Below are 22,342 nucleotides of genomic sequence, written 5' to 3' on the forward strand. Positions count from 1 at the left end.
TGTTATACCTCCTCTAGACCCTGATTTTATATTTTAGTAAATGATTCGCAATCCAAATGGCACTTCCTAAAACGATCATGCTCGCTACCAGTACCATGAAGAAAATTTCAAGTGGGTAAAAGTAATTTGTATAAACATTAACTAATAGGATTGGAGCAAAAAATACCCCAAGTGACAGTAAGCCATAAAAAATAGCGTAAAAAATTCCTTTTAAACCATAACTTCGCTCAATTAAAATCGCGGTAAATATTACTGCCACGAAAAGTAATCCAAGTGCATATACTAGGATAAACTCTGTAAAGGTAGTCGGATACAGCCACCTCCACATATTTAAAGTAGAACTAGTATAAATTGAGAAATTTGATTGGAGATCGATTGGTATAATCTTATTCACTATTTGTTTTTCCATCAAAATTAGCAATATTTGCAAGGCAATCAAGCCAAGAACTAAAAGCATAATCGTCGTTAATTTCGCAAAATAAATGGCGATTCTTTCAGTTGGTAACATGAATAATCTGTAAATAAACGTATTTTTGCCAAACCAATCTCGATACCAAATAAAGAAAACATAAATCATCAACATGGCGATACAAAAAAAGATTGGCAGCAGAAACCATTCTGAATCAGTGAATCGATCGAAAGAAAAAGTCCCGTATTGCTCCACATACTGGTTCATGGATAACTGGTTTTCTGCCATCAACTGTTTAGCATTTTTCATATAAGTTTGTGAGATAATTCCTGCTCCCATAAGCTGGCTGAGCATGGTCAAGCCTATTAAAATCAAATACAATTTAAAAAATCGATTTACTTCAAAATGAACAAGTTTTAAATAGTTTTTCATGCTCGATATACCTCCCTCATCACATCAACCACTGATTTCCCTTCATTTTCACGTACTTCCTCCACGCTAAATTCCCTCAATACTGCACCGTCATCAATAAGGACTGCTTTATCAATCAAATGCTCAATATCACTAATTTCATGCGTTGTTATAATGACACCACGTTCTTCAATTAAATGGCTTGTAAACACCTCTGCAATCTGCTCACGAGAGAAAATATCAATGCCAGAGAATGGTTCATCCATCAGTAAATAATCGACATCAAGTGACAAACCCAGTAGCATATTCACTTTTGCTGTATTTCCTTTCGATAAGTTAGCAATACGTTCATTCGGATCAAGTTTAAAAAATTGTAGTAATTCTTCTGCCCTCTGAGGATTCCAGCTTTTATAAAAATCAGCCATGAACGTAAAAGCTTCATTGATTTTCATTTGTGGCAACATCGTTATTGTGTCTGGGATGAAGGTTATTTTTTCAAAACTTTCTTTTGTGATTTTTTCTCCATCCATTAAAATTTCACCACTATTAATTGGTGTGAGCGCCATAATAGCTTTCATAATGGTCGTCTTACCTACACCATTTATTCCTATTAAACAAGTAATCTCTCCTTTTTCTGCAGTAAAAGAAATGTCTTTTAAAACCTGTTTCCTGCCATATTTCTTGTTAACATTTTTTACTTCTATCATTTCGATTCCTCCGCTTCTCCGCTTTCGGCATCATGTTTTTTCTTTACAAGTTCCAATACTTCGGCTAACGGCACATCGATAGATTTAATAGAGCCTAAAAATAAGTCAACCGCTTCGATAATCAATTCCTCACGGACATTTTTAAGGACCGCTTCATCTTTCGTAATGCAGCTAGGCATATTCCCCTCTGTAAAAATCAATCCTTGTTCCTCCATTTCCTTATAAGCTCGTTGCGCAGTATTTGGGTTAATTTTTAACTGATTGGCTAATTCCCTTCTGGATGGAATCTCCTGTCCTGGCTCATAAAATCCCTTGGCAATTTGTTCTTTCAAATGCCGAATCACTTGGACATACACCGGGTCCCGATTATTAAAATTTATAGTCAAATAACTCAACTCCTCAAAAAATTAATTCCGCGTATTAACCACTTAATACACAGTACGTAGAATGATGGGTTGCACCTATCAACATGGACATATTTTTTCTCTCGTTAACACCTCAGCGTATTAAGCACTTAATACACCGACAATAAAAAAATGTATTAAACAGTTAATACACTTCTTAAAATGTATTATATGCTTAATACACATTTTAAGTCAATCACATTTATGGAAATATCTATCAATAATTAAAATCACAGCCAGTTGTACAAGTAGTATGTACATTATGGATGCAACTATTCTTTTCTTCAAACAGACGAGCGTTTTTATCTCATTGTTAACTGGTAATGACTGTATGTTTTCTTGTAATTATTTTTTAGCATAAAAAATATTTTATGTTCACAAGAGGTATAAGAAATAGAAGTTGAGCTATACTATTAAAGATTTCACTTCAAATCCAATGACTAGGAGGGTTAACCCGATGAGTGCGATTGATCGATAACTCAGAAGGACCATCAAAACTGAATAAGCTAAAGTACAGATTTCTTAGGAATATCTTAAGATCCTATGCGGAAGCGAGGCAGTGTGTCATGGAGCAGAAAATGTAAGTGGTAATCAGACCCGGAAATTTATTTCCGGGTTTTTCTAATTGTAAAGCCGTTATTCTAAATACATAAAAGCCATATTCAGATGAATATGGCTTTTCCTCTTATCTAATTAATTCCTTTGCAAGGAATCTATAGGTATTTAAACGACTTTCTAATTCATATTGATTGCAATTTAGCATCACTTCATCAAAGCCATAGCGTTCTTGCTCAGCGCTTAAAAAAGTAGCAATGTCTTGGGGTGTCCCGACAAGATTCGCCTTGCGATTATTGTCAATCGTCAATTTATCCATTTCAGTTAATGGATAATCCTTCGCTTCTTCGGGTGACATTGTTTGAATGATTTGCCCTTTCATTAAATGAAGTCGAGAAATATCAATCGGTTTAGCTAAATATTCCGCTTCTTCTAAGGTTGGGGCAACTGTTGCTGCATATGTCACAATGATTTGTGGTTTATCCATATAATAAGAAGGCGTAAAATAGGCTTTATAGGCATCAAAGATATCCTTTGACATATTGCCCGTGAAAAATTGTGCATACGAATAGCCTACTCCCAGCTGGCCAGCCTGCATGGCGCTCTGACCACTAGAACCTAGTAACCAAGCCTCTGGTAATGAAATATGAGCAGGAGCTGCAACGACTTGATCATAGACATGTTCACCTGTTTTTTGATTATTCATTAGTTTTAATATGATTTCTAGCTTATCATACTGTTCTGTGAAGCGTTGTCGTCTTCCCTCTGCCAAGGCATAGATAGCGGCATGATCACCACCAGGAGCTCTCCCCACACCAAAATCAATACGATTGGGTGCCAGCCCCGATAATGTTTTAAAGACCTCTGCTAGCTTATAGGGTGAATAATGCATCATCATGACACCACCCGTACCAATGCGAAGCCGCTGTGTTTTAGCAGCTAAAAAAGCAGCAGTTACTTCAGGAGCTGAACTCGCCAATGACTGGCTATTATGGTGTTCAGCAAGCCACATACGGTGATAGCCAAGCTCTTCACCTAGCAATGCCAGCTGTTCTGTACGTTGGAAGGCCTCTTCTGCAGAATGACCTTTAGGAATCGGCATTTGATCTAAAATACTTAATCTCATGTAAAACATCCTCTCTGTCTCTAGCTCCCCCTTTTACTGTAATACAGTTTGGATGATTTACAAAATAAAAAACCTTACTCATAAGCTAGTTGTTTCTTTTCCCAAGTGTGATAGACCATGCCAACAAGCTTTTGTTGTTGTTGCTGGTTTAATACGACATCTTTAAATTTCATTGCCTCTAGGGAAAATTGCTGCGTTTGTTCGTTCACGACAAATTGGAGAATAGCATGTCCTTTTGCGTCTTGAAACGTAATATCACCTGACAATTCTACAACTTGCTCCCCAGTTTTCGCTTCATAATAGCGCCAGTAAGGTTCAAAAAAAGCGTAATTAAAAGCATTTCGAACTGTGACATCTGAAAAATTCTCCAAATAGCCTTCCTTTACAGTATCAATATACTCATGATCTGTTATATCTTTTTTTGCATTAAAGACATACCCTACAAGTACTCCCATAAACACAACACAGAGAAATACACGTATATGATTTCCTAAACTCATGTCATCACGTCCCCTTTACGTAAAAACACCATCAACTACATAATACATCAAAATAATGACTCCAAGTAGAATTTTTTTGTGTTATGTAGAAATTATCGTCATTTTCTATACGATCACTTCATTTATTTCTATTAAAAAATAGCAGCTAGAGTATTTACAGCCTATCCTCAGTTCGCTACTATCAGATTATTATGATAGAAAAGAGATGACCTTTTGTGCCTTTTGATTTAGATGTAAATATTTTATTAATTTTAATCCTCTTCGGTTTTTTAGCAGCCTTTATTGATTCAGTGGTTGGAGGAGGTGGGCTTATCTCATTACCAGCTCTTATGTTCGTTGGTCTTCCTCCCTCTACTGCAGTAGCAACCAATAAATTGGCAGGTACAATGGGTTCCCTTACTAGCACAGTGACATTTTATCGCTCTGGTAAATTAGATATAAAAGCCGTCTATAAGCTTTTCCCCTTCGTCTTTTTTGGCTCTATGCTGGGTGCTTGGATTGTCCACTTAATGGACCCAAGTGTACTGAAGCCATTAATGCTGATTATGCTTGCAGCCGTTGCTATCTATACCATCTTTAAAAAAGACTGGGGCAGTATGACCACCTATAAACAATTAACCCCAAAGCGTTCTATTATTTTTGTTTTTGTGATTACACTTATTGGCTTTTATGATGGCTTTTTAGGTCCTGGGACAGGCTCGTTTCTACTCTTTGCTTTTCTCCTAGTTGGCTTTGATTTTTTACAATCAGCAGGAAACGCCAAATTTTTAAATTTCGGCAGTAATGTAGCTGCCCTCCTTATGTTTATATACTTAGGACAAATAAATTATGCCTACGGACTACCAATGGGTCTTGCGCAAATTGCAGGAGCTATTGTTGGTTCAAAATTTGCCATTAAACGCGGCAGTGGCTATGTACGTAAATTATTTATCGTTGTGACCATTCTATTACTCTTGAAAAATACATATGACTATTTTTCATGATCAGCCGTTATACTAACGTATGCCAATACTATAGAACGATCAAACTTATCTCAATTGGGGTAAGTTTTTTTCATGGCATCAACTTTTTCCCTCTCCTCGTACGTCTAGTAAATGTATACAATTTGACAATGTTAAAAAAGGAGCTTCTTTGGACATGAGAACAAGAAATGCATTTCAACATGAAGAGGTGTTTGTCCAATTCATTCGAGAACAAAAAGAGCGTTTTTATTTGCTCGCGTATAGCTATACAAAAAATGAACAGGACGCACTAGATGTTGTACAAGACAGTATCCAAAAAGCCATGCTTTCATTAGATCGACTTGAAAATGTGACCTATATGAAAAGCTGGTTTTATAAAATAGTTGTCCGTACAGCCATAGATTTTTTACGTAAGCATAAACGCTTACAAGTGACAGATGATGATACATTACAATATTTAACACCTGCTCAAGAGGATGTTTATGAGAACGTTGACTTGGAGCATGCGTTGGATGAACTCCCGCAAATGTATCGAGAGGTTGTCATTCTCCATTATTTCGAGGATTTAAAACTCGCTGACGTGGCGAACATCCTCGACATTAAGTTGAGTACAGCCAAATCACGTCTTTATAAAGCATTAAAACTATTGAAAATACAACTGGAAGATGTGAAGGGAGAAACTGCACATGGATAAAAAATTACAGGAGTTAGAGAAACAATATATGAAAGTCCCGATTCCAAAAGAGCTAGACTTCGTGGTTGAAAAAGCACTTAAGCAAGGTCAAAAAAAGAAAAAAAATCGTACACCTCAATGGGTCCTTGGATCTGCCGCTGCAGCCATGCTATTTACAGCTGGTTTAAATGTAAGTCCTGCAATGGCACGTACACTCTCAGAAATTCCCGTGGTTGGTAGTGTGATAAAAGTATTGACTTGGACAGAATATGAAGTGGCTGAAGATACTTATGATGCCAACATTAAAGTACCTTCTATTGAAAACTTAGAAAATCAAGATCTGGCGAATACATTAAATGAAAAGTATCGTGCAGAAGGTAAAACACTTTACGATGAATTTATGGCAGAAGTGGGCGATTTAAAATTAAATGGCGGTGGTCATTTAGGTATTGATAGTGGTTTCGAAATCAAAACTGATAATGAACAAATTTTATCGATCGGCCGTTATGTTGTAAATACTGTTGGTTCGTCTTCAACGGTGATGGAATACGATACGATCGATAAAGAAAACGAAATTTTAATTACTTTACCAATGCTCTTTAAAGATCAGCACTATATTGAAACAATTAGTGAAAATATTAAAGAACAAATGCGTACACAAATAGCTGAATCGAATCAAGATAAAGTTTACTGGGTAAAGGGTGCTGGCCTTGCCGATGAAGAGTCAATGGAAGAATTTACAGCCATTAAACCTGATCAGCAATTCTACATTTCTGATAAAGGCAAGCTTGTGATTTCCTTTGATAAATATGAAGTGGCACCTGGCTATATGGGCGTTGTAGAGTTTGAAATCCCAACAGATGTCTTAAAAGAAGATCTTGTAAGCACAAAATATATTCATTAATTTAGCTTACGTTTCCTATGATGAGGTATTGGATGATGGTGTCGTCCAATACCTCATTTTTTTCATAAAACCATACCATTTTCTGCTTATAAAGCCGACTTTTTTTGTCAAAGCTAATATGTATCAATCAATGTTAGAGGGTTTTCAACATGAAAAGTGTAGGATCAATCAGTATTTTACATGTCATCTTCCTATCAATGACTGTTATTGGCTTAAAAAATCATGTAACCATTATTCCTCCACTGCTAGATGTGGCCAAAAGAGATGGCTGGCTATCTGTATTGTTTGCTGGAGGAATTATTTTCTTTTGGCTATTTTTATTAGTATATATTCAATCGAAATCTAAACAGGAGCCCATCCGAGATTGGCTTGATTCAAAAATCGGGAAAATTGGCTCTACTATTGTTATTTATACAGTTGCTATTTTTTTAATGATTATCGCAGCTTTTACAATGATTGAAACACTGCAATGGGTTAATACTACATTTTTACCTCAAACACCTGTGATCATCTTATTATTTATCTATACCATTCTGTGTATTCTTCTTGTGGCGACTAGCTTACAGACAATTGTCATTTTAAACGTTTTTGTATTATTCGGTGTAGTTATCTTTGGCTTTTTCGTTGCCTTTACGAACATGCAGGTAAAAGATTATGAATTATTGCGTCCATTTTTTGAACATGGATTCCAGCCTGTATTGCGAGGCATGATTTTCCCTGCATCCGGGTTTATTGAGCTTTTAATGTTGCTATTTTTACAGCATCAATTTAAGGAACGTATTCGCTGGTACCATTTTGCTATTATGCTGGCCATTTTAGTAGGACTGACATTAGGACCATTAATTGGGGCCATTACAGAATTTGGACCGAATGAAGCAGCTAAGCAACGCTATCCTGCCTACGAAGAATGGGGATTAGTGACAATCGGTCGCTATATCGAGCATCTTGACTTTTTCTCCATTTATCAATGGCTGACAGGAACCTTTATTCGTGTTAGTTTCCTTTTGTACATTGTGGCAGATTTATTGAAGATGACAGGAGATCCGAAGCGTATATGGCAAATGCTTGCTCCTCCCTTCTTTATTCTTTGTTTACCATTAATCATGCTAAATGAAAGCCTATTTTTAAAAGTTAAAGGACATTATATTCTTACAGCCACTTTTATTTTTTTCTTTTTACTGTCAATATTTTTCGTAGTCGTAGCTTTCTTGTCGGATAAATCTTCTAAAAAGGGGAAAACTGAAAAACAAGATAGGAAAAGTGGTGAATCATAATGCCTCAGCAAGAACAGGCGCTAGATCTTAGTACGATTAGAAAATTATTTCAAAAATCGGCAGATATTCAATTTCAGGAATATATGTTTAATCAGCAGAAAGTACACTTTATTACGTGTGATGCTATGATTGATCAACAAATGCTTAATGAAGTGATTATTCAACGTATTCAGTATTTATATGATCATTTGGATGAGGTCCCCTTTGAAGAGAATATCGCAAGGCATCTTCATGTTCCAAGTATTCAAAAAGTACAAGACAAGGAACAGCTGATAACTTTTGTCTATAGTGGCTTCTTGTTGTTGTATTTTGATGAAGGCAATCTTTTATATGCAAGCAATATTGCCCACAAGCCGAATCGCCAGCCTGAAGAAACACGCATGGAGGTTCTTGTTAAAGGGCCCAGAGATAATTTCATTGAAGATATACGCGTCAATATCGCACTAGTAAGAAAACGCTTGCCGACCAACTCATTTTGTGTGGAAAAAGTGGAGCTTGGGAAGCGTTCAAAAACTACGGTAGCCATTCTTTATTTTGATGATATTGTGGATATGGATATTTTACATGGCATCAAAAAGCAGCTCGCTGCCGTTGATACAGATATTGTTTTTAGTGGCGATTTATTGATGGAACAGGTGAATAAAAATTCCAAGCTTTTTCCGAAGTTTGATTATACAGGACGACCTGATTATGCGGTTCAGGCCTTAGCAAGAGGACGCTTTATTATTTTTGTAGATGGCGTCGCCTATGCCATCATTACCCCTGTCAATTTGTTTCTCTTACTGAAATCAGCTGAGGATAATGAATATCCTATTATTTTCAGTTCACTCGAACGATTATTGAGAATATTTGGTATTTTAATTGGCTTACTACTTCCTGCATTCTGGCTTGCGTTGACAACCTATCACCAAAACCAATTGCCACTTCAACTACTCGCAACCGTTGTGCAAGCGAAGGCGGGCTTACCGCTCCCCTCTTCGCTTGAAATGTTGCTCATGTTGCTGATGTTTGAATTGTTTCGTGAAGCAGGCTTGCGTCTCCCTTCCGTTATTGGTGGGACCATCAGTGTTGTAGGTGGATTAATTATCGGGGATGCAGCCATTCGAGCAGGTGTAACCAGTCCTGAAATGATCGTTGTCATCGCTATTTCTACCATTGCCTCCTTTACATTAGTGAATCAGTCGCTTGTTACTTCGGTCAGCATATTACGCGTTGCCTTTATCTTTGCTAGTGCCTTTTTCGGATTATTTGGCTTCTTTGTTTCTTTATACCTGACATTGCTTTACGTAAGTAATATTCGAATTTACGGCTACTCTTACATGAACCTGGCAACAGATCTAAATTGGGCAACCATTAAAAAATCCATCTTTCGATTATCACCTAAGGGCTATACAGAACGTAACAAAGCACTTGCTCCACAGGATTATACACGAACTTCAAAAGGACATGAAAACAAGGATTCTCCAAATAAAAACAAATAGCATCCCTATCGATTGTGAAGGGATGCTATTTTTATTCGCTCAACGATTTTGGACTCTTTCTTTTATAAGGTCCAGTACACTTTCCCAATGACCTTTCATTTCTTCTCGTACTGTCTGATCAGAAAGATGTTCCTGATGAAAGCTAATGGTTGTTTTATTAACACATTTTGGTAAAATACGGATTTGTACGGTAGATGGTTTTGACCACTCTTCCTTTTGCCAAGTTAATCGAAGCTGCTCTAACGGTTTAACAATCCTGATTTCGCCTGACCCTGTCTTTGAGTGGTATTTGTGCCCAGGCTCAAATATAACTGAAGTGCTTTCACCCAGCCATGTACGTACCCCTTCTGTTGTCGTGAGCAATGCCCATGCTTGCTCCTGCGAAATTGGAAACGTCCTTCTAACCCCGATTTGAAAACCCACACTTTTCGTTTGACCGATGATTCTATCGTTACCCATTGCTTCACCTCTATTTCATGACCTTTATTGTGAACTGTAGTTCTATTCGATAAACTTGCTAAACATTCCTTCTATGATTCATAAATGAAAGCTCCATTTTCCATATCAATAATTTGACCTGACCCCCTTTGATTATTCGATGGTATTACCTTTCAATGGATTCCCTCTTTCTACATAAACCTTTATTAGGCATATTAGTGTGCTTTAGATACAACATGAGCAGTACAAGTAATAAGGGAAGCAACTAAAAAAGGGAAATTGTTTAAAAAAACAATCTCCCTTTCCTTCATTTACGTCAATTCCACAAAATCTTTCTGAACGCTTTGTTCTGTTTGTCCCTTGCGAAATTGAATATGATGAAGCTTTGCAAAAATCCCATTTTGTGCCACTAGCTCATCGTAGGTGCCATCCTCTTCAATGCCCTTCGGTGTCACAACTAATACACGATCAGCATTGCGAATAGTTGCCAGTCGATGGGCAATAACTAGTGTTGTACGATTTTCAGCAAGCTCTGTTAACGATTGCTGAATGATCATTTCTGTTTCTGTATCTAAGGCAGAGGTTGCCTCGTCTAAAATCAAGATAGGCGGGTTCTTTAGGAACATACGAGCAATCGCGAGTCGTTGCTTTTGTCCTCCTGATAATTTTAAGCCACGTTCACCTATTTGTGTATCATAGCCCTCGGGCAGCTCTGCAATAAATGCCTCTAGATGGGCTTTTTTCGCTGCCTCTCGAATTTCCGCTTCACTTGCATCTAATTTTCCATACGCAATGTTTTCACGAATCGTACCTGTAAATAAAAAGACGTCCTGCTGTACGATACCGATTTGAGCACGTAATGACGCTTGTGTCATATTACGTATATCGATACCATCAATCGTAATAGCGCCCTTTGTCACCTCATAAAATCGAGGAATCAATGAGCAGATTGTAGTTTTGCCAGCACCCGAAGGACCTACAAAGGCAATAGTTTGGCCAGCTTTTACATCAAATGTTATATCATGTAAAACCTGTTTGGATGCATCATAATTAAAATGAACATGATTGAAGGCAATATTTCCATCTAAATGTTTAATAACCTTTGCATCCTCACGATCTTGAATTTCTGGCTCCTGTTCAATTAATTCACGGAAACGCTTAAAGCCAGCCATTCCTTTCGGATAAAGCTCTAATAAAGCACTAATTTTATCAATTGGTTTAATCAGAACATTCGTGTATAAAACAAAGCTCACTAGCTCCCCATAAGATAATTTCCCATTAAAGCTTAGCCAAGCGCCGACTACTAACACCATTAATGTAAGGAGGCGCGTCATCATGTAAATACTGGCGTGTGTCCCTGCCATAATTTTATAGGCATATAATTTAGCCGTACGGAAAAATCCATTTTGCTCCTTAAAGCGTTTAATTTCAAATTCTTCATTTGTAAAGGATTTCACAACACGGACACCGGACACACTATCCTCTACACGTCCGTTCACATCAGCAATTTTACCATACATCGTTTTCCAAGCATTGTTCATTTTTATATTACTAAATGTCACGAGCCATGTTAAAAATGGCACCATAATCGCTGCAATCAAAGCAAGTGTTGGATTCACATTAAACATAATGGCAAAGGCCCCAACAAAGGTCATGATCGCAATAAAGAGGTCCTCAGGTCCATGATGGGCAAACTCACCTATATCAAACAAATCATTGGTAATGCGACTCATAATATGACCTGTTTTCGTATTATCAAAGAATCGGAATGATTGCCTTTGTACATGCGTAAATAATTCCTGACGCATATCCGTTTCGATATTTATGCCTAGTTTATGTCCTAAATAGTTAACGATAAAGTTCAATAATGTACTAATGGCATAAACAAGCAGTAATAGGACACTTATTTTCACGATCATGCCCCAATCTCCTGTTGGCAATAACTCATCGATAAACCATTGAACAGCCAATGGAAACGCAAGCTCTAAGATTGCTACAATAATGGCACTTGAAAAATCGATGACAAACAATCGTTTATGTGGCTTGTAGTAGGAAAAAAATTTTCTATACATGTTTGTCTCCTCTCTAAGTTGTAAAAATTTTGCCTATCTTTTTATAGTACCATTTGTGCAAACGTAACGGAAAAGTATTTTTTCTCCATAGCAGTATATTTTTATTTACTTTTATATTGTTGCATGTTACTATGTTAGTAAGAATTGAATAGCTTTTGACTTTATTGTCAAAGGGGAGTAGCTAGCAGATGCGATCGAAGCATCTGATTCACATTCGTCATTACATGGTATATTACCATCGGGTGTGATGGCATTTCTTGTCACACAGAAAACTTTCTGTGCAACGAACAGTTAATTGCTTAGCAAGACCTTTGCCTATTTTTTAGGCAGGGGTCTTTTTCTTTTGCTTAAAATAGGGAAAGAATAAGTTAGCAAGCCATTCATTTCTGTTCAACAATTAAAGGAGGCAATAAATTTGGAGGCAATATTTTTAGAATACGCATGGGTACTTGTCGTATTAATTGTACTAGAAGGTTTGTTAGCAGCAGACAACGCCGTCGTAATGGCTGTTATGGTTAAGCATTTACCAAAGGCACAACAACAAAAAGCTTTATTGTATGGATTAGTGGGGGCATTTGTTTTCCGTTTTGCCGCATTATTCCTTATTACAACGCTCGTTAATTTCTGGCAGATCCAAGCAATAGGTGCAGCTTATCTACTGTTTATGTCTATTAAGCATATTTATGATTCGCGGAAAGCATCCCAAAACTCCGAAGAAATTCAAGAGCCGAAAAAACAATCTGGCTTCTGGATGACGGTTGTAAAAGTAGAACTTGCTGATATCGCATTTGCTGTGGATTCTATTCTTGCAGCGGTTGCCATTGCTGTCACACTTCCACATATCGGTGATTTTGATATTGGCGGGATTAACGCAGGTCAGTTCGCAGTGATGTTCTTAGGTGGTATTATTGGTGTCATCATGATGCGTTTCGCAGCTCGTTGGTTTGTAAAGGTTCTCGACAAATTCCCATCACTTGAAACAGCTGCTTTCCTAATTGTCGGCTGGGTTGGTGTAAAATTAGCTGTATTAACATTAGCACATGAAAAATTGGGTGTGATTCCACACGAATTCCCCCACTCCACTCTTTGGAAAGCTATTTTCTGGATTGTCTTAATTGCTATCGCATTAGGTGGCTACCTAATCGGTGTGAAAAATCAAAAGAAACAAGAACAATAATAATGAAAAATCGCTTCGATTACGATCGAGGCGATTTTTTTATCTTCTTAAAACTATAAAAGAAGAGATTTTCTAATTGAGAACGAATATCAATTAACTTTTGCATGAATTGCTTTAAAAATTAAATTTTTTGTATGTTACTGCCTCAACACTGTATACTAGTAAAGAAGTCATTTACTGCAAAAGGAGGAAAACTTTTATGTTATCTGAAAAACTACACACAGCTCTTAATGAACAAATGAATTTTGAATTCTACTCTGCGCATGCCTATATGGCAATGGCAGCCTATTGCACTGATCAAGATTATGATGGCTTCGCTAACTTCTTTTTAGTACAAGCCGAAGAAGAACGCTTCCATGCCATGAAATTTTATAATTTCTTAAGTGATATGGGCTACCGCGCAACAATTCAAGGTTTTGAAAGCCCAGGCAATCATTTCGAATCCATTTTAGATGCCTTTAAAACGGCTCTATCACACGAAAAAGAAGTAACACGCCGTATTTACAATTTATCAGACATTGCTTTAGATGAACGTGAGCATGCGACAATGGCCTTCTTAAAATGGTTTATCGACGAGCAAGTAGAAGAAGAATCTACATTTGATACATTAATTCGTAAAATTGAGCGTATCGAAACTGACTCAAACGCAATCTTTATGCTAGATGCAGAATTGGCTACACGTACATTTACACCAGATGCGGAAGCGTAATATTTCTTATAAAAAAATCTGCCATTAAGGCAGATTTTTTTCATAGTGTTGAAAAACAAAACAGTCAATTGAAAGGTAGAAATGGATTTCCGTTGCAGGCTACTTGCTTTCCTGTGGGCGAGCGCCGAATCACTTCCTCCACTACCGCTCCGTGCAGGGCTTCGCCTGTCTCGCTATCCCACGGGAGTCAAGTAGCCTTCCACTCCAACCCACTGACTTTTTAGCAAAGGTTTTCAAATAAAGTGCAAGTGTTTACTACTCTTTATAGAGGGGTGTTGTCACGCTTCAATTCTCCACATTGAAAATAAGAGTTTATCCCACCTAAGAATACAGATATTGGGTTATTTGATTTCTATACTAGTATGAAAAAAGTAAAGACACTTTGCAGAGTGGTTGATTGGAGTGGAGCCAGCATCACTCCTAGGGGATTTAGCGTCACAGAGGAGACCCTGGAGCGAACGGAAGTGAGTGAAGCGGCTCCTCAGACGTCCCCTGGAAAGGACGCTGGCGGAACGGAAATCAACCCCTCACCTTGCAAAGTTGCTTTTTCTGCCGTTGACATCATCTTTTTCAACAACATGAAAAAAATCTGCCATTAAGGCAGATTTTTTTAGTTATTGAATCTTTTGAAAACCTCATTACGGTTCTCTTACCACTCCATCAAAGGCAGCTTGATAGATTTGATAGATATCTTCACGCTCTAATGGCATTGGACTTCGCGCTAAAATACGCGTTTGTTTTGTAGCATCCTCTGTTAGCTGTTCAAGTGCTGAGGCAGGGATATTGAATCCTTGTAATGTTGAGGGAATTTTCACATCTTGAACGAGTTGTTGTAAGGTGTCAACACATTTATAGGAAGCCTCTTCTTGCGATAAATAGGAAGATGATATCCCCATGGCATCTAAAATATCTTTCATTCGTTTTTCACAACTTTGACGAATATAACCCATGACATATGGTAATAGTACTGCATTGGAATCACCATGAGCTATATGGAACTGACCTCCCAGGGGATAGGCTAAAGCATGGACGCCTGCTACACCAGCATTGAAAAAGGCTAACCCTGCTAAATAGCTGCCATAACTCATATCTGTGCGTGCTTGCTTGTCTTGCCCATTATGGACAGCTGTTCTTATTGACTGGCTAATTAAACGGATAGCTTGTAGTGCAAGTGCATCTGTTACTGCATTCGCATTTACTGATACATAGGCTTCTATCGCATGAGTTAACGCGTCTACCCCAGTCGCAGCCGTTACCTTTGATGGTAAGGAAATCGTTAAGGCAGGATCTACAATCGCTACATCCGCTAATAAATAATCATGTGTCACAACATCCTTGGTCGTATCCAGTGATAGCACAGAAATATTTGTAACCTCTGAGCCTGTCCCAGAAGTGGTAGGAATTAAAATTTTAGGTAACCCCTTATTATCCAATGTTTTCGTTCCTGTTAGGTTTAAATAATCTGCAACTTTTCCATCATGTTTTGCTAATACGGCGGCAAGCTTCGCTAAATCTAGTGCACTGCCCCCACCTACACCAATCACCAAATCAAATGGATGCTTTCTCGTAAAATCTACTAGTTTTTCGCCAATTGCAAGCGGAGGCTCTGGTGCAATATCAGTATAAATGGTTGTTGTATAGCCTTTCTCAATCAAAGGCTTTTCGACATTGTCCGTTAGACCTATTTCTTTTAATAATGGATCTGTCACGATCAAAATATTGTGAGCGTTAAACTTCTTTACCTCTAGCAGAAGCTGACTTAAACAGCCCCAGCCAGTATAGCTAGCAGGCGTAAAGGTTAATTTATGCATGGCTTCTCTACTCCTATCTATTCATAATAGCCTTCCGTCGATTTTCTAAATGATTTAAATTGAATAGGATCATGGCCAAACCATACTTGTGAATTTGTTTCATGTGCTAGTCTTCGAATCCGTTCCACTGTTGTATTATAACCTACAGAATCATAGATAATGCCTGGTGGCTTGACAGGAGGGCCAAAGCTTTCTGCCGTATAAATGGCATCTGAAGCTAAGATAATACCACCTGTGTCAGGCATTTGAATATGCAAACCTAGCATTCCCCAAGCATGACCACTACCAAAATTTAATACTTGTATCCCTTCAGCTAGTTTTACATGATCCTCGCCACGTTTGATTAAGCGCCATTGCAGATTGTTTTTAATCCACATATCAATGTCACCCCAAACATAGGCACCGTCTTTTACGTTTCTAGCGTATGTTTGTAATGTGCCATTGAACTCATCTTCCTGTACAATAATTGTCGCATTTGTAAAGAGTTCTAAGCACCCTGCATGGTCGAGATGCAAATGGGAAGCAACAACATATTTGATATCCTCTGGACGAACATTTAATTCTTCTAGACGATGATGTAAATAGCATTCTTCTGGCATATTAATAGGAAATGCCTTTTGCGTAAATTCACCCCATCGCCCTTCTGGACCCATCGAGTTTGGATTGCATGCTGTATCAAATAGAATTTTACCTTCTGGATGATCAATCAGTACTGTATAAACAGGGAATTCAACAAATTCATTTGGCTGGTTTGGATGATCGATGGTTGCTGGATTGTGCATCGCAATCATATAATTTTTATCCATTCGCATCGTACCATTGTCCATCACATACAATTTTGGATGTTGTTTAATCATTTTCATTTTCCCATCTCCATTCGTGATTATTATTGGTTATTCCAAATTACTAGCTTCATTTCCGTCATTTCCTCTAATGCATATTTAATGCCTTCACGGCCTGTGCCGCTTTCCTTTACACCACCATACGGCATGTGATCTACTCGATAAGTAGGTACATCATTAATGATGACTCCACCAACGTGCAATGCTTTTGTAGCTTGAAAAGCTGTCTGAATAGAAGGAGTGAAGATGCCTGCCTGTAGGCCATAGTGAGAATCATTGATAGCCGCTATCCCTTCTTCAATGGTGGATACCTTATTGACGATAACAACAGGTGCAAAAATCTCTTCACAGGATACACGACTCTGTGGTTGAACATTATATAAAACAGTGGGCAATAAAATATGATTGTCAATGTGACCACCTGTAATTACTTGGGCCCCTTCAGCTACTGCCTCTTCAATCCATTGATAAGCACGCTGTTGTTCAGCTTGTGAAATCATCATAGCAAGATCTGTTTGATTATCCATTGGATCACCAATTGTAAGCTGCTCTATTTTTTCCTTCAGCCGTATTAAAAATTCCTCCACCATACTTTCCATGACATAGATACGTTGTAAAGAAATACAGACTTGACCTTGGTTGGAAAAGGCCCCCATCACAATGCGATCCATAATACGCTCAAGCTGTACCCCTTCGTCTATAATTACGCCTGCATTGGAACCTAATTCTAAGGTTACTTTCTTCAAGCCTGCACGATTGCGTAGAGAAATCCCTACCGCTGGACTTCCTGTAAACGTTATCATCTTAACATTGGGATGTGCTAAAAATGCATCGCCTACTAATTTACCTTGTCCTGTTACAAGATTAAAGGCACCTGCTGGTAAATTTGTTTGCGCCAATAATTTTGCCAAAAAATGGGCTGATAGTGCTGTTTGTGTGGCAGGTTTCAATACAATCGTATTGCCTGCAGCTAATGCTGGCCCAACTTTGTGTGCTACTAGATTTTGCGGAAAGTTAAATGGCGTAATCGCTGCCACAACACCGATTGGCTCTCTTAATGTATAAGCAAAGCGCCCCTCTCCATTTTTTGATGCATCCATTGGAACCATTTCACCAGTAAGTCGCTTTGCTTCTTCTGCCGCAAATTTATAGGTTTCAACTGTGCGATCAATTTCAGCGTAAGCATACTTTAACGGTTTGGCTGATTCCATTGCAATGATACTTGCTGCTTCATCTCTATTTTCTGCAAAAAGGGTGGATAACTGCTCTAATATCTCTGCTCGTTGAAAAGCAGTTAATGCAGCCATTTGAGGAGCTGCAGCATGTGCACTTTCAATGGCCTCCTGTACATCTTTTTCAGTGGCCATCGCAAAGTGTGCCAATACCTCTTGCGAATAGGGAGCTTGGATCTCCATCCATTGAGCAGTCATCTTCCATTCTCCATTGATCCATAAGCCCTTTTTCAATCGTAATTCACTCCTTTCTTTTTATGGTTACGTATTCATTTCAGAAAATAAAGAAATGAATACGTAACCATTTTGGTGTAAAAAATAAACTGATGGTCTATCAGTTTATTTTACACGTTGTATTTCTTGGGAAAATCTTAACAGACTCTGTTTGTCTAATGCAAGTACTTTTTTTCTCCATTACCTCAAATAATTTTTCGATAGCAATAAAACCTAAGTTCTCTTCTGATGTTAAACCTACTGTTGTTAAGGCAATAGAGTGATGTTTACTAAGCTCTACATTATCAATACCAATGATATTAAAATCTCTCGGAACCTGAAAACCTCTCTCTAAACAAAGATTCAATATTTCAATGGCAATGGCATCGGTAGCAGCACAAATAGCTGTTGGTCTTTTTTCTAGTTGTAAAAGCTCTGTAAACGCTCGTTCAATATCTATTTTATTGGTGTTCGTTAAAAAAGTAGGCACTAATTTTGCATCTAGCCCATAATCCTGTAAAGCTTGTTCAAATCCCAGATAGCGTCCATAGAAGGTGCTCATTTGATGTGGCCCCCCTATCCAACATAAAGAGTCATGCCCTAATGATAGGACATGATTGGTCGCAAGGTAACCTGCTTGAACATTATCAATTTCCACAAAATGTCTATTCTCTTTATGCTTACGGTTAAACATAATAAATGGAATAGCTAGTTTCTCTAGTTTATAAAATAAATCATCCTGATACAGCATAGAAGACAAAATAATTGCGTCTGCTTTCGTTTCTAAAACAGCATTGTAGATTGAATTTAGATTATCCTCTGTGCCAAAGTAGACATTCACTTTATAGCCACGTGCATTAACATAATTCACGATAGCTGTAGTTGTATCAACAAAAAAAGGGTTGTGTAAGGGCCCCGAAATCAATGTAATAATGCCTGTTTTTTTCTGAACAAGCGATCTTGCTATATCATTTGGCACATAGTTAAGCTCCTCTATCGCCTGCATTACTTTTTCAATTGTTTTTGGCTTTACAAGCTCTGGTGTATTCAATACTCTAGATACAGTTGTTTGTGAGACACCAGCATGCTTCGCCACATCTTTTGAAGATACCAAAAAAACCACCCATTTCATCATTGTGAAGCTATATTATACCATTTATAGAATAGTGATTATAGTGATGATTCCTTCTCTCCCTTAACCTTTTCGCTCATATGGCTTTGCAGCTTCACTCGCTTTAAAGTTATAGACAGGTTTAATCACTTTGACAATATCTACAGTTTCCCCAATCGCAGAAGTAATTTCTGTCATTGGCTTATAGGCCATTGGCGCCTCATCTAAGGTTTCTTCATTGACTGATGTTGTCCAAATCCCCTGCATCGTATCTTTAAAATCAGCCATATTCAAAGCTTTTTTCGCTGTGCGTCGTGAAAACATGCGTCCTGCTCCATGGGGGGCTGAATAATTCCATTCTGCATTGCCTTTCCCTATACAAATCAGAGATCCATCCCGCATATTCATTGGAATAACTAGCTTTTCATCTTTATTTGCACGAACAGCCCCTTTGCGAAGCGTCATCGTTTCTGTATCGATATAGTTATGAATCGTATCAAACGTATCTGTAAAATGCCAATCCATCTGTTTAGCAATGGTTTCTGCAATGGTCCAACGATTCATCCGTGCAAATTGCTGTGCAATCTTCATATCATGAATATAATCATAGAAAGCTTCCCCCTCTAAATATGACAAGTCTTTCGGAATGAACGGTGTTTGTTCTTTATAGGCCTGTATCATGGACTGAATCTCTTGTTGTCGTCCTTGCTGTTTCATTGCTTCTATTTTTTCCGTCAAATCTTCTCGACGTAAATTATCATAAGCTCTTTTTTGATGCCAATTAGCAACCTTTGCCCCTACATAGCGTGACCCCGTATGGATGAGCAAATAGTGCTGATCATCTTCATCTTTGGCAAGTTCAATAAAATGATTACCTCCCCCAAGTGTACCTAATGACAAGTTCGTATAGTCGTCTTTCAAGCCGCTTGCTCGAAATTGTTTACCTTCAAACTCGACAAAATGTCGACTTGGCGATACTTCTTTATGAATATCCTGCCCACTTGGTACATATGTGCGAATGATGGCATCGAGTTGAGCAAAATCAACTGTCGTTACGTCTAGTTGTGCTACAAATACACCACAGCCCACATCAATGCCGACAAGATTCGGTACAACACGGTCTTGCAATTGGATGGTCGTACCAATAACACATCCCTTACCCGCATGATAATCTGGCATAATACGTACTTTAGTGCCTGCCATGAAAGCCTGGTCTGTTAATTCTTGAATCTGATCAACAGCTGTTTGTAATGCTGTTTGCGCAAAAATTTTAGCATTCGTGAAGCGTCCATTTATTTCAATCAAGTGTATCCCTCCTTACTACTTATACGTAAAACTGGAATGATTTGTTTCATACCATAAAGAAAACGTTCTAAAAGCATGCTACTTTTAGAACGTTTGGTGAAAATCTAATCTTCATATTGGACAACTAATTTTTTGGGTATTTCGGGTATATCATTTGATTTTACATCTTCTTCCCTTAAGGCAAGCATTTGCAGGGAATATTTTTCTTGCACATCAAAAGGTATTGCAATACTTTCCATTTTATTATTCATTTGACTTCGTGCGAGTAAGCCATTGTTCGATAAATCAATGGCTAAAATAGCCTGAACAGTTTCCTCAAGCATAGTAATATCCTTCGATTTCAACGGCATTTGCTCATTCATTAAAAATGGTTGAAGATGCTCTTTTATATAACCCTGTGCTTCGATTAAGCAAGAAAATTCATTTAATTTTTCAGCATAGCGCTTTAACTGACGCTTATCTTTTGCACGTTGTTGATTTAGTTTTTGTACCTTTTGTTCAATACGGCGCATGCGTTCTTTCACTAAGTCAATTAAAACAGGCTGTGTGTCTCGAATTGCCTGTAGCATTGAAACCTCTGCCTGTTGTACCATGGCATATTGGGCGATACAAACCTCTTGCTGCTCGTTTAGTTTTTGAACACGCTCTTTGAAAAATTCATTTTGTGTATGTTGGCCAAAAAAAGCTTTCATTAGACCTTTACCATGAATTTTTTTATGTTGTGCATCTAAACGTTCATATTCGCGTAAATACTCACTGTGCATGTTGCGGTATTCACGCAACATTTGTTGATAGTGCACAGCAATTTCAGTAAATTCTTCCACCTTGGAATCGTGTAAATAATCATGTTGCGCTATCGTTTGTAATAGCTGATACAGTGTTTGAACCTGTTTAAACGTATTCGCTACCTGTTCATATTCTTGCTCATATTCTTTGACAATTGCTAAGTCACGTTGATAGCGAGAATATTCATATTGGGTATCGCCTGCGTATTTTTCAATATTCTCTACAGCAGATTGAAATGGATCTCGTTGTGGAATTACAGTCAATTCGAAGCGGAATCGTTCAAGCCATTGTAAGAAGCGAATTAGGATGGCATATGTTTTTTTATCACTGTTTTCAGCCACACGATGAATGTGAGTAATTAATTGATCATACTGACTTTTTTGCCAAAGCTCATGATTGTCTGTTCGTTTGGCTACTAGTGCATTAATGGCTGAAATCCCTATAAAATCACTCATCAAATGACCAATACGTTGTTGTTCAGATTCCATAAATGCTGTGGGATGTTCCTCATCATCGATGCCATTGATGACACATAAAGGTTCAACACCCTTATTTTTTAACGTTTCAATCAATAGAAGTTCAGCATCCATTGCCATTGAACCAGCGCGTAACACCCAGAAAATTTCATCAACACGATTCATAAGCGCCTCTGAAAAATAAGCCATTTCTCCCCCGCCAGCTTCTAATGACACAGAATCAATTATTGTCACGGATTTTAATAAATCATTTTTCAAATAGACTTCTAGGTAATCTAAATGTTCACGTAAAATCTGGGAAGCAAACGTATCGCCAGTTGTTAGTAGTTCTAATTTACTGAGATCAAATACAGCGACAACACCATCTAAAAAATAAGCTTTAATCTCTTCTTGCTCGCCGTATCGTATAAACGTATTTACACTTGTTGGATGCTGATCATCTACCGATAATATTTCGCGTCCTAGAAGTCCATTCACAAGTGTTGTTTTGCCCACCCGCTCTTTTCCAACTATTAAAATCATCGTCTGGTTATTGGCATCTTGAATGATTCGATTTAAATGTTTTGCTGTATCTTTCACATATGTATTTTGGACGATGATGCCATACAAGTGTCGTAGTTGGTCAACAAATTGCGGCAAAATATTATTCGCTGAGGTTGTATTTTCGATTGGCGTATTGTCAATGTTCGTCATCCTCAAAACCTCTTTTCGTATGTATCTATAAGACCATTATAAATGAAACTATGGCTTTTCTAATACATGGA

Annotated in this window: 20 protein-coding genes; 7 read left to right on the forward strand and 13 right to left on the reverse strand. The window is 37.8% G+C overall.

Annotated elements, in window-relative coordinates; genetic code table 11:
- Positions 1-13 precede the first annotated feature (13 nt).
- From LCP48_RS14065 to LCP48_RS14085, 5 genes are all read right to left on the reverse strand, one after another.
- Complete coding sequence (locus LCP48_RS14065; protein WP_004230717.1) at positions 14-841, reverse strand: hypothetical protein; 828 nt, start codon at positions 839-841, stop codon at positions 14-16.
- The gene (locus tag LCP48_RS14070) at positions 838-1,527 is read right to left on the reverse strand and encodes an ABC transporter ATP-binding protein (RefSeq protein WP_004230718.1); all 690 of its coding nucleotides are present in this window, start codon (positions 1,525-1,527) and stop codon (positions 838-840) included. Before LCP48_RS14070 ends, LCP48_RS14065 begins: the two co-directional genes overlap by 4 nt.
- Complete coding sequence (locus LCP48_RS14075; RefSeq protein ID WP_004230719.1) at positions 1,524-1,913, reverse strand: GntR family transcriptional regulator; 390 nt, start codon at positions 1,911-1,913, stop codon at positions 1,524-1,526. Before LCP48_RS14075 ends, LCP48_RS14070 begins: the two co-directional genes overlap by 4 nt.
- 703 nt (positions 1,914-2,616) lie before the next feature.
- Positions 2,617-3,612 carry an LLM class flavin-dependent oxidoreductase gene (locus LCP48_RS14080; protein WP_004230720.1) on the reverse strand — a complete coding sequence of 332 codons (996 nt, stop codon included), beginning with the start codon at positions 3,610-3,612 and terminating at the stop codon, positions 2,617-2,619.
- 74 nt (positions 3,613-3,686) lie between these two features.
- The gene (locus LCP48_RS14085) at positions 3,687-4,112 is read right to left on the reverse strand and encodes a hypothetical protein (protein ID WP_004230721.1); all 426 of its coding nucleotides are present in this window, start codon (positions 4,110-4,112) and stop codon (positions 3,687-3,689) included.
- A 215-nt stretch (positions 4,113-4,327) separates the two neighbouring features.
- Here LCP48_RS14085 and LCP48_RS14090 point away from each other — a divergent pair, with 215 nt between their 5' ends.
- From LCP48_RS14090 to LCP48_RS14110, 5 genes are all read left to right on the forward strand, one after another.
- Positions 4,328-5,095: a sulfite exporter TauE/SafE family protein gene (locus tag LCP48_RS14090; RefSeq protein ID WP_004230722.1), complete on the forward strand. Its 768-nt coding sequence runs from the start codon at positions 4,328-4,330 to the stop codon at positions 5,093-5,095.
- Positions 5,096-5,249: 154 nt separating this feature from the next.
- Positions 5,250-5,768 carry an RNA polymerase sigma factor SigV gene (locus LCP48_RS14095; protein WP_004230723.1) on the forward strand — a complete coding sequence of 173 codons (519 nt, stop codon included), beginning with the start codon at positions 5,250-5,252 and terminating at the stop codon, positions 5,766-5,768.
- Positions 5,761-6,651, forward strand: coding sequence for an anti-sigma-V factor RsiV (locus tag LCP48_RS14100; protein WP_004230726.1), 891 nt, complete (start codon positions 5,761-5,763; stop codon positions 6,649-6,651). Before LCP48_RS14095 ends, LCP48_RS14100 begins: the two co-directional genes overlap by 8 nt.
- Before the next feature lie 149 nt (positions 6,652-6,800).
- Complete coding sequence (locus tag LCP48_RS14105) at positions 6,801-7,925, forward strand: GerAB/ArcD/ProY family transporter (RefSeq protein WP_004230728.1); 1,125 nt, start codon at positions 6,801-6,803, stop codon at positions 7,923-7,925.
- Positions 7,925-9,406 carry a spore germination protein gene (locus LCP48_RS14110; RefSeq protein WP_004230729.1) on the forward strand — a complete coding sequence of 494 codons (1,482 nt, stop codon included), beginning with the start codon at positions 7,925-7,927 and terminating at the stop codon, positions 9,404-9,406. Before LCP48_RS14105 ends, LCP48_RS14110 begins: the two co-directional genes overlap by 1 nt.
- Positions 9,407-9,445: 39 nt before the next feature.
- On the opposite strand, the gene LCP48_RS14115 is transcribed toward LCP48_RS14110, so the two are convergent.
- Together LCP48_RS14115 and LCP48_RS14120 are read right to left on the reverse strand one after the other, a co-directional pair.
- Positions 9,446-9,865: an SRPBCC family protein gene (locus LCP48_RS14115; RefSeq protein WP_225340292.1), complete on the reverse strand. Its 420-nt coding sequence runs from the start codon at positions 9,863-9,865 to the stop codon at positions 9,446-9,448.
- Positions 9,866-10,155: 290 nt separating this feature from the next.
- Positions 10,156-11,916 carry an ABC transporter ATP-binding protein gene (locus tag LCP48_RS14120; protein ID WP_202341111.1) on the reverse strand — a complete coding sequence of 587 codons (1,761 nt, stop codon included), beginning with the start codon at positions 11,914-11,916 and terminating at the stop codon, positions 10,156-10,158.
- A gap of 415 nt (positions 11,917-12,331) precedes the next feature.
- Here LCP48_RS14120 and LCP48_RS14125 point away from each other — a divergent pair, with 415 nt between their 5' ends.
- Both LCP48_RS14125 and LCP48_RS14130 read left to right on the forward strand, forming a co-directional pair.
- Complete coding sequence (locus LCP48_RS14125) at positions 12,332-13,093, forward strand: TerC family protein (protein WP_016994674.1); 762 nt, start codon at positions 12,332-12,334, stop codon at positions 13,091-13,093.
- Between the two features lie 199 nt (positions 13,094-13,292).
- Complete coding sequence (locus tag LCP48_RS14130; protein ID WP_009370301.1) at positions 13,293-13,802, forward strand: ferritin; 510 nt, start codon at positions 13,293-13,295, stop codon at positions 13,800-13,802.
- Between the two features lie 638 nt (positions 13,803-14,440).
- On the opposite strand, the gene LCP48_RS14135 is transcribed toward LCP48_RS14130, so the two are convergent.
- From LCP48_RS14135 to LCP48_RS14160, 6 genes are all read right to left on the reverse strand, one after another.
- Positions 14,441-15,613 carry an iron-containing alcohol dehydrogenase gene (locus tag LCP48_RS14135; protein WP_004231442.1) on the reverse strand — a complete coding sequence of 391 codons (1,173 nt, stop codon included), beginning with the start codon at positions 15,611-15,613 and terminating at the stop codon, positions 14,441-14,443.
- A gap of 17 nt (positions 15,614-15,630) precedes the next feature.
- Entirely contained in the window at positions 15,631-16,476 is an 846-nt protein-coding gene (gene ahlS / locus LCP48_RS14140) for an AhlS family quorum-quenching N-acyl homoserine lactonase (RefSeq protein ID WP_004231440.1), read from the reverse strand.
- 23 nt (positions 16,477-16,499) lie between these two features.
- On the reverse strand, positions 16,500-17,921 hold the full coding sequence (locus LCP48_RS14145) for an aldehyde dehydrogenase family protein (RefSeq protein ID WP_004231438.1): 1,422 nt from the start codon (positions 17,919-17,921) through the stop codon (positions 16,500-16,502).
- A 100-nt stretch (positions 17,922-18,021) separates the two neighbouring features.
- Positions 18,022-19,023, reverse strand: coding sequence for a LacI family DNA-binding transcriptional regulator (locus LCP48_RS14150; protein WP_225340293.1), 1,002 nt, complete (start codon positions 19,021-19,023; stop codon positions 18,022-18,024).
- 72 nt (positions 19,024-19,095) lie between these two features.
- Positions 19,096-20,316 carry an RtcB family protein gene (locus LCP48_RS14155; RefSeq protein WP_004231433.1) on the reverse strand — a complete coding sequence of 407 codons (1,221 nt, stop codon included), beginning with the start codon at positions 20,314-20,316 and terminating at the stop codon, positions 19,096-19,098.
- A gap of 104 nt (positions 20,317-20,420) precedes the next feature.
- Positions 20,421-22,271: a dynamin family protein gene (locus LCP48_RS14160; protein ID WP_004231431.1), complete on the reverse strand. Its 1,851-nt coding sequence runs from the start codon at positions 22,269-22,271 to the stop codon at positions 20,421-20,423.
- Positions 22,272-22,342: the final 71 nt, after the last annotated feature.

This window comes from Lysinibacillus capsici, from assembly GCF_020217405.1.
Taxonomy (GTDB): Bacteria; Bacillota; Bacilli; order Bacillales_A; family Planococcaceae; genus Lysinibacillus; species Lysinibacillus capsici.

What these genes read in the sequence shown, in the direction of transcription:
- LCP48_RS14065 (WP_004230717.1), bottom strand. Translation starts at nt 841, where the DNA reads ATGAAAAACTATTTAAAACTTGTTCATTTTGAAGTAAATCGATTTTTT.
- LCP48_RS14070 (WP_004230718.1), bottom strand. Translation starts at nt 1,527, where the DNA reads ATGATAGAAGTAAAAAATGTTAACAAGAAATATGGCAGGAAACAGGTT.
- LCP48_RS14080 (WP_004230720.1), bottom strand. Translation starts at nt 3,612, where the DNA reads ATGAGATTAAGTATTTTAGATCAAATGCCGATTCCTAAAGGTCATTCT.
- LCP48_RS14085 (WP_004230721.1), bottom strand. Translation starts at nt 4,112, where the DNA reads ATGAGTTTAGGAAATCATATACGTGTATTTCTCTGTGTTGTGTTTATG.
- LCP48_RS14095 (WP_004230723.1), top strand. Translation starts at nt 5,250, where the DNA reads ATGAGAACAAGAAATGCATTTCAACATGAAGAGGTGTTTGTCCAATTC.
- LCP48_RS14100 (WP_004230726.1), top strand. Translation starts at nt 5,761, where the DNA reads ATGGATAAAAAATTACAGGAGTTAGAGAAACAATATATGAAAGTCCCG.
- LCP48_RS14105 (WP_004230728.1), top strand. Translation starts at nt 6,801, where the DNA reads ATGAAAAGTGTAGGATCAATCAGTATTTTACATGTCATCTTCCTATCA.
- LCP48_RS14110 (WP_004230729.1), top strand. Translation starts at nt 7,925, where the DNA reads ATGCCTCAGCAAGAACAGGCGCTAGATCTTAGTACGATTAGAAAATTA.
- LCP48_RS14115 (WP_225340292.1), bottom strand. Translation starts at nt 9,865, where the DNA reads ATGGGTAACGATAGAATCATCGGTCAAACGAAAAGTGTGGGTTTTCAA.
- LCP48_RS14120 (WP_202341111.1), bottom strand. Translation starts at nt 11,916, where the DNA reads ATGTATAGAAAATTTTTTTCCTACTACAAGCCACATAAACGATTGTTT.
- LCP48_RS14130 (WP_009370301.1), top strand. Translation starts at nt 13,293, where the DNA reads ATGTTATCTGAAAAACTACACACAGCTCTTAATGAACAAATGAATTTT.
- LCP48_RS14135 (WP_004231442.1), bottom strand. Translation starts at nt 15,613, where the DNA reads ATGCATAAATTAACCTTTACGCCTGCTAGCTATACTGGCTGGGGCTGT.
- ahlS (WP_004231440.1), bottom strand. Translation starts at nt 16,476, where the DNA reads ATGAAAATGATTAAACAACATCCAAAATTGTATGTGATGGACAATGGT.
- LCP48_RS14160 (WP_004231431.1), bottom strand. Translation starts at nt 22,271, where the DNA reads ATGACGAACATTGACAATACGCCAATCGAAAATACAACCTCAGCGAAT.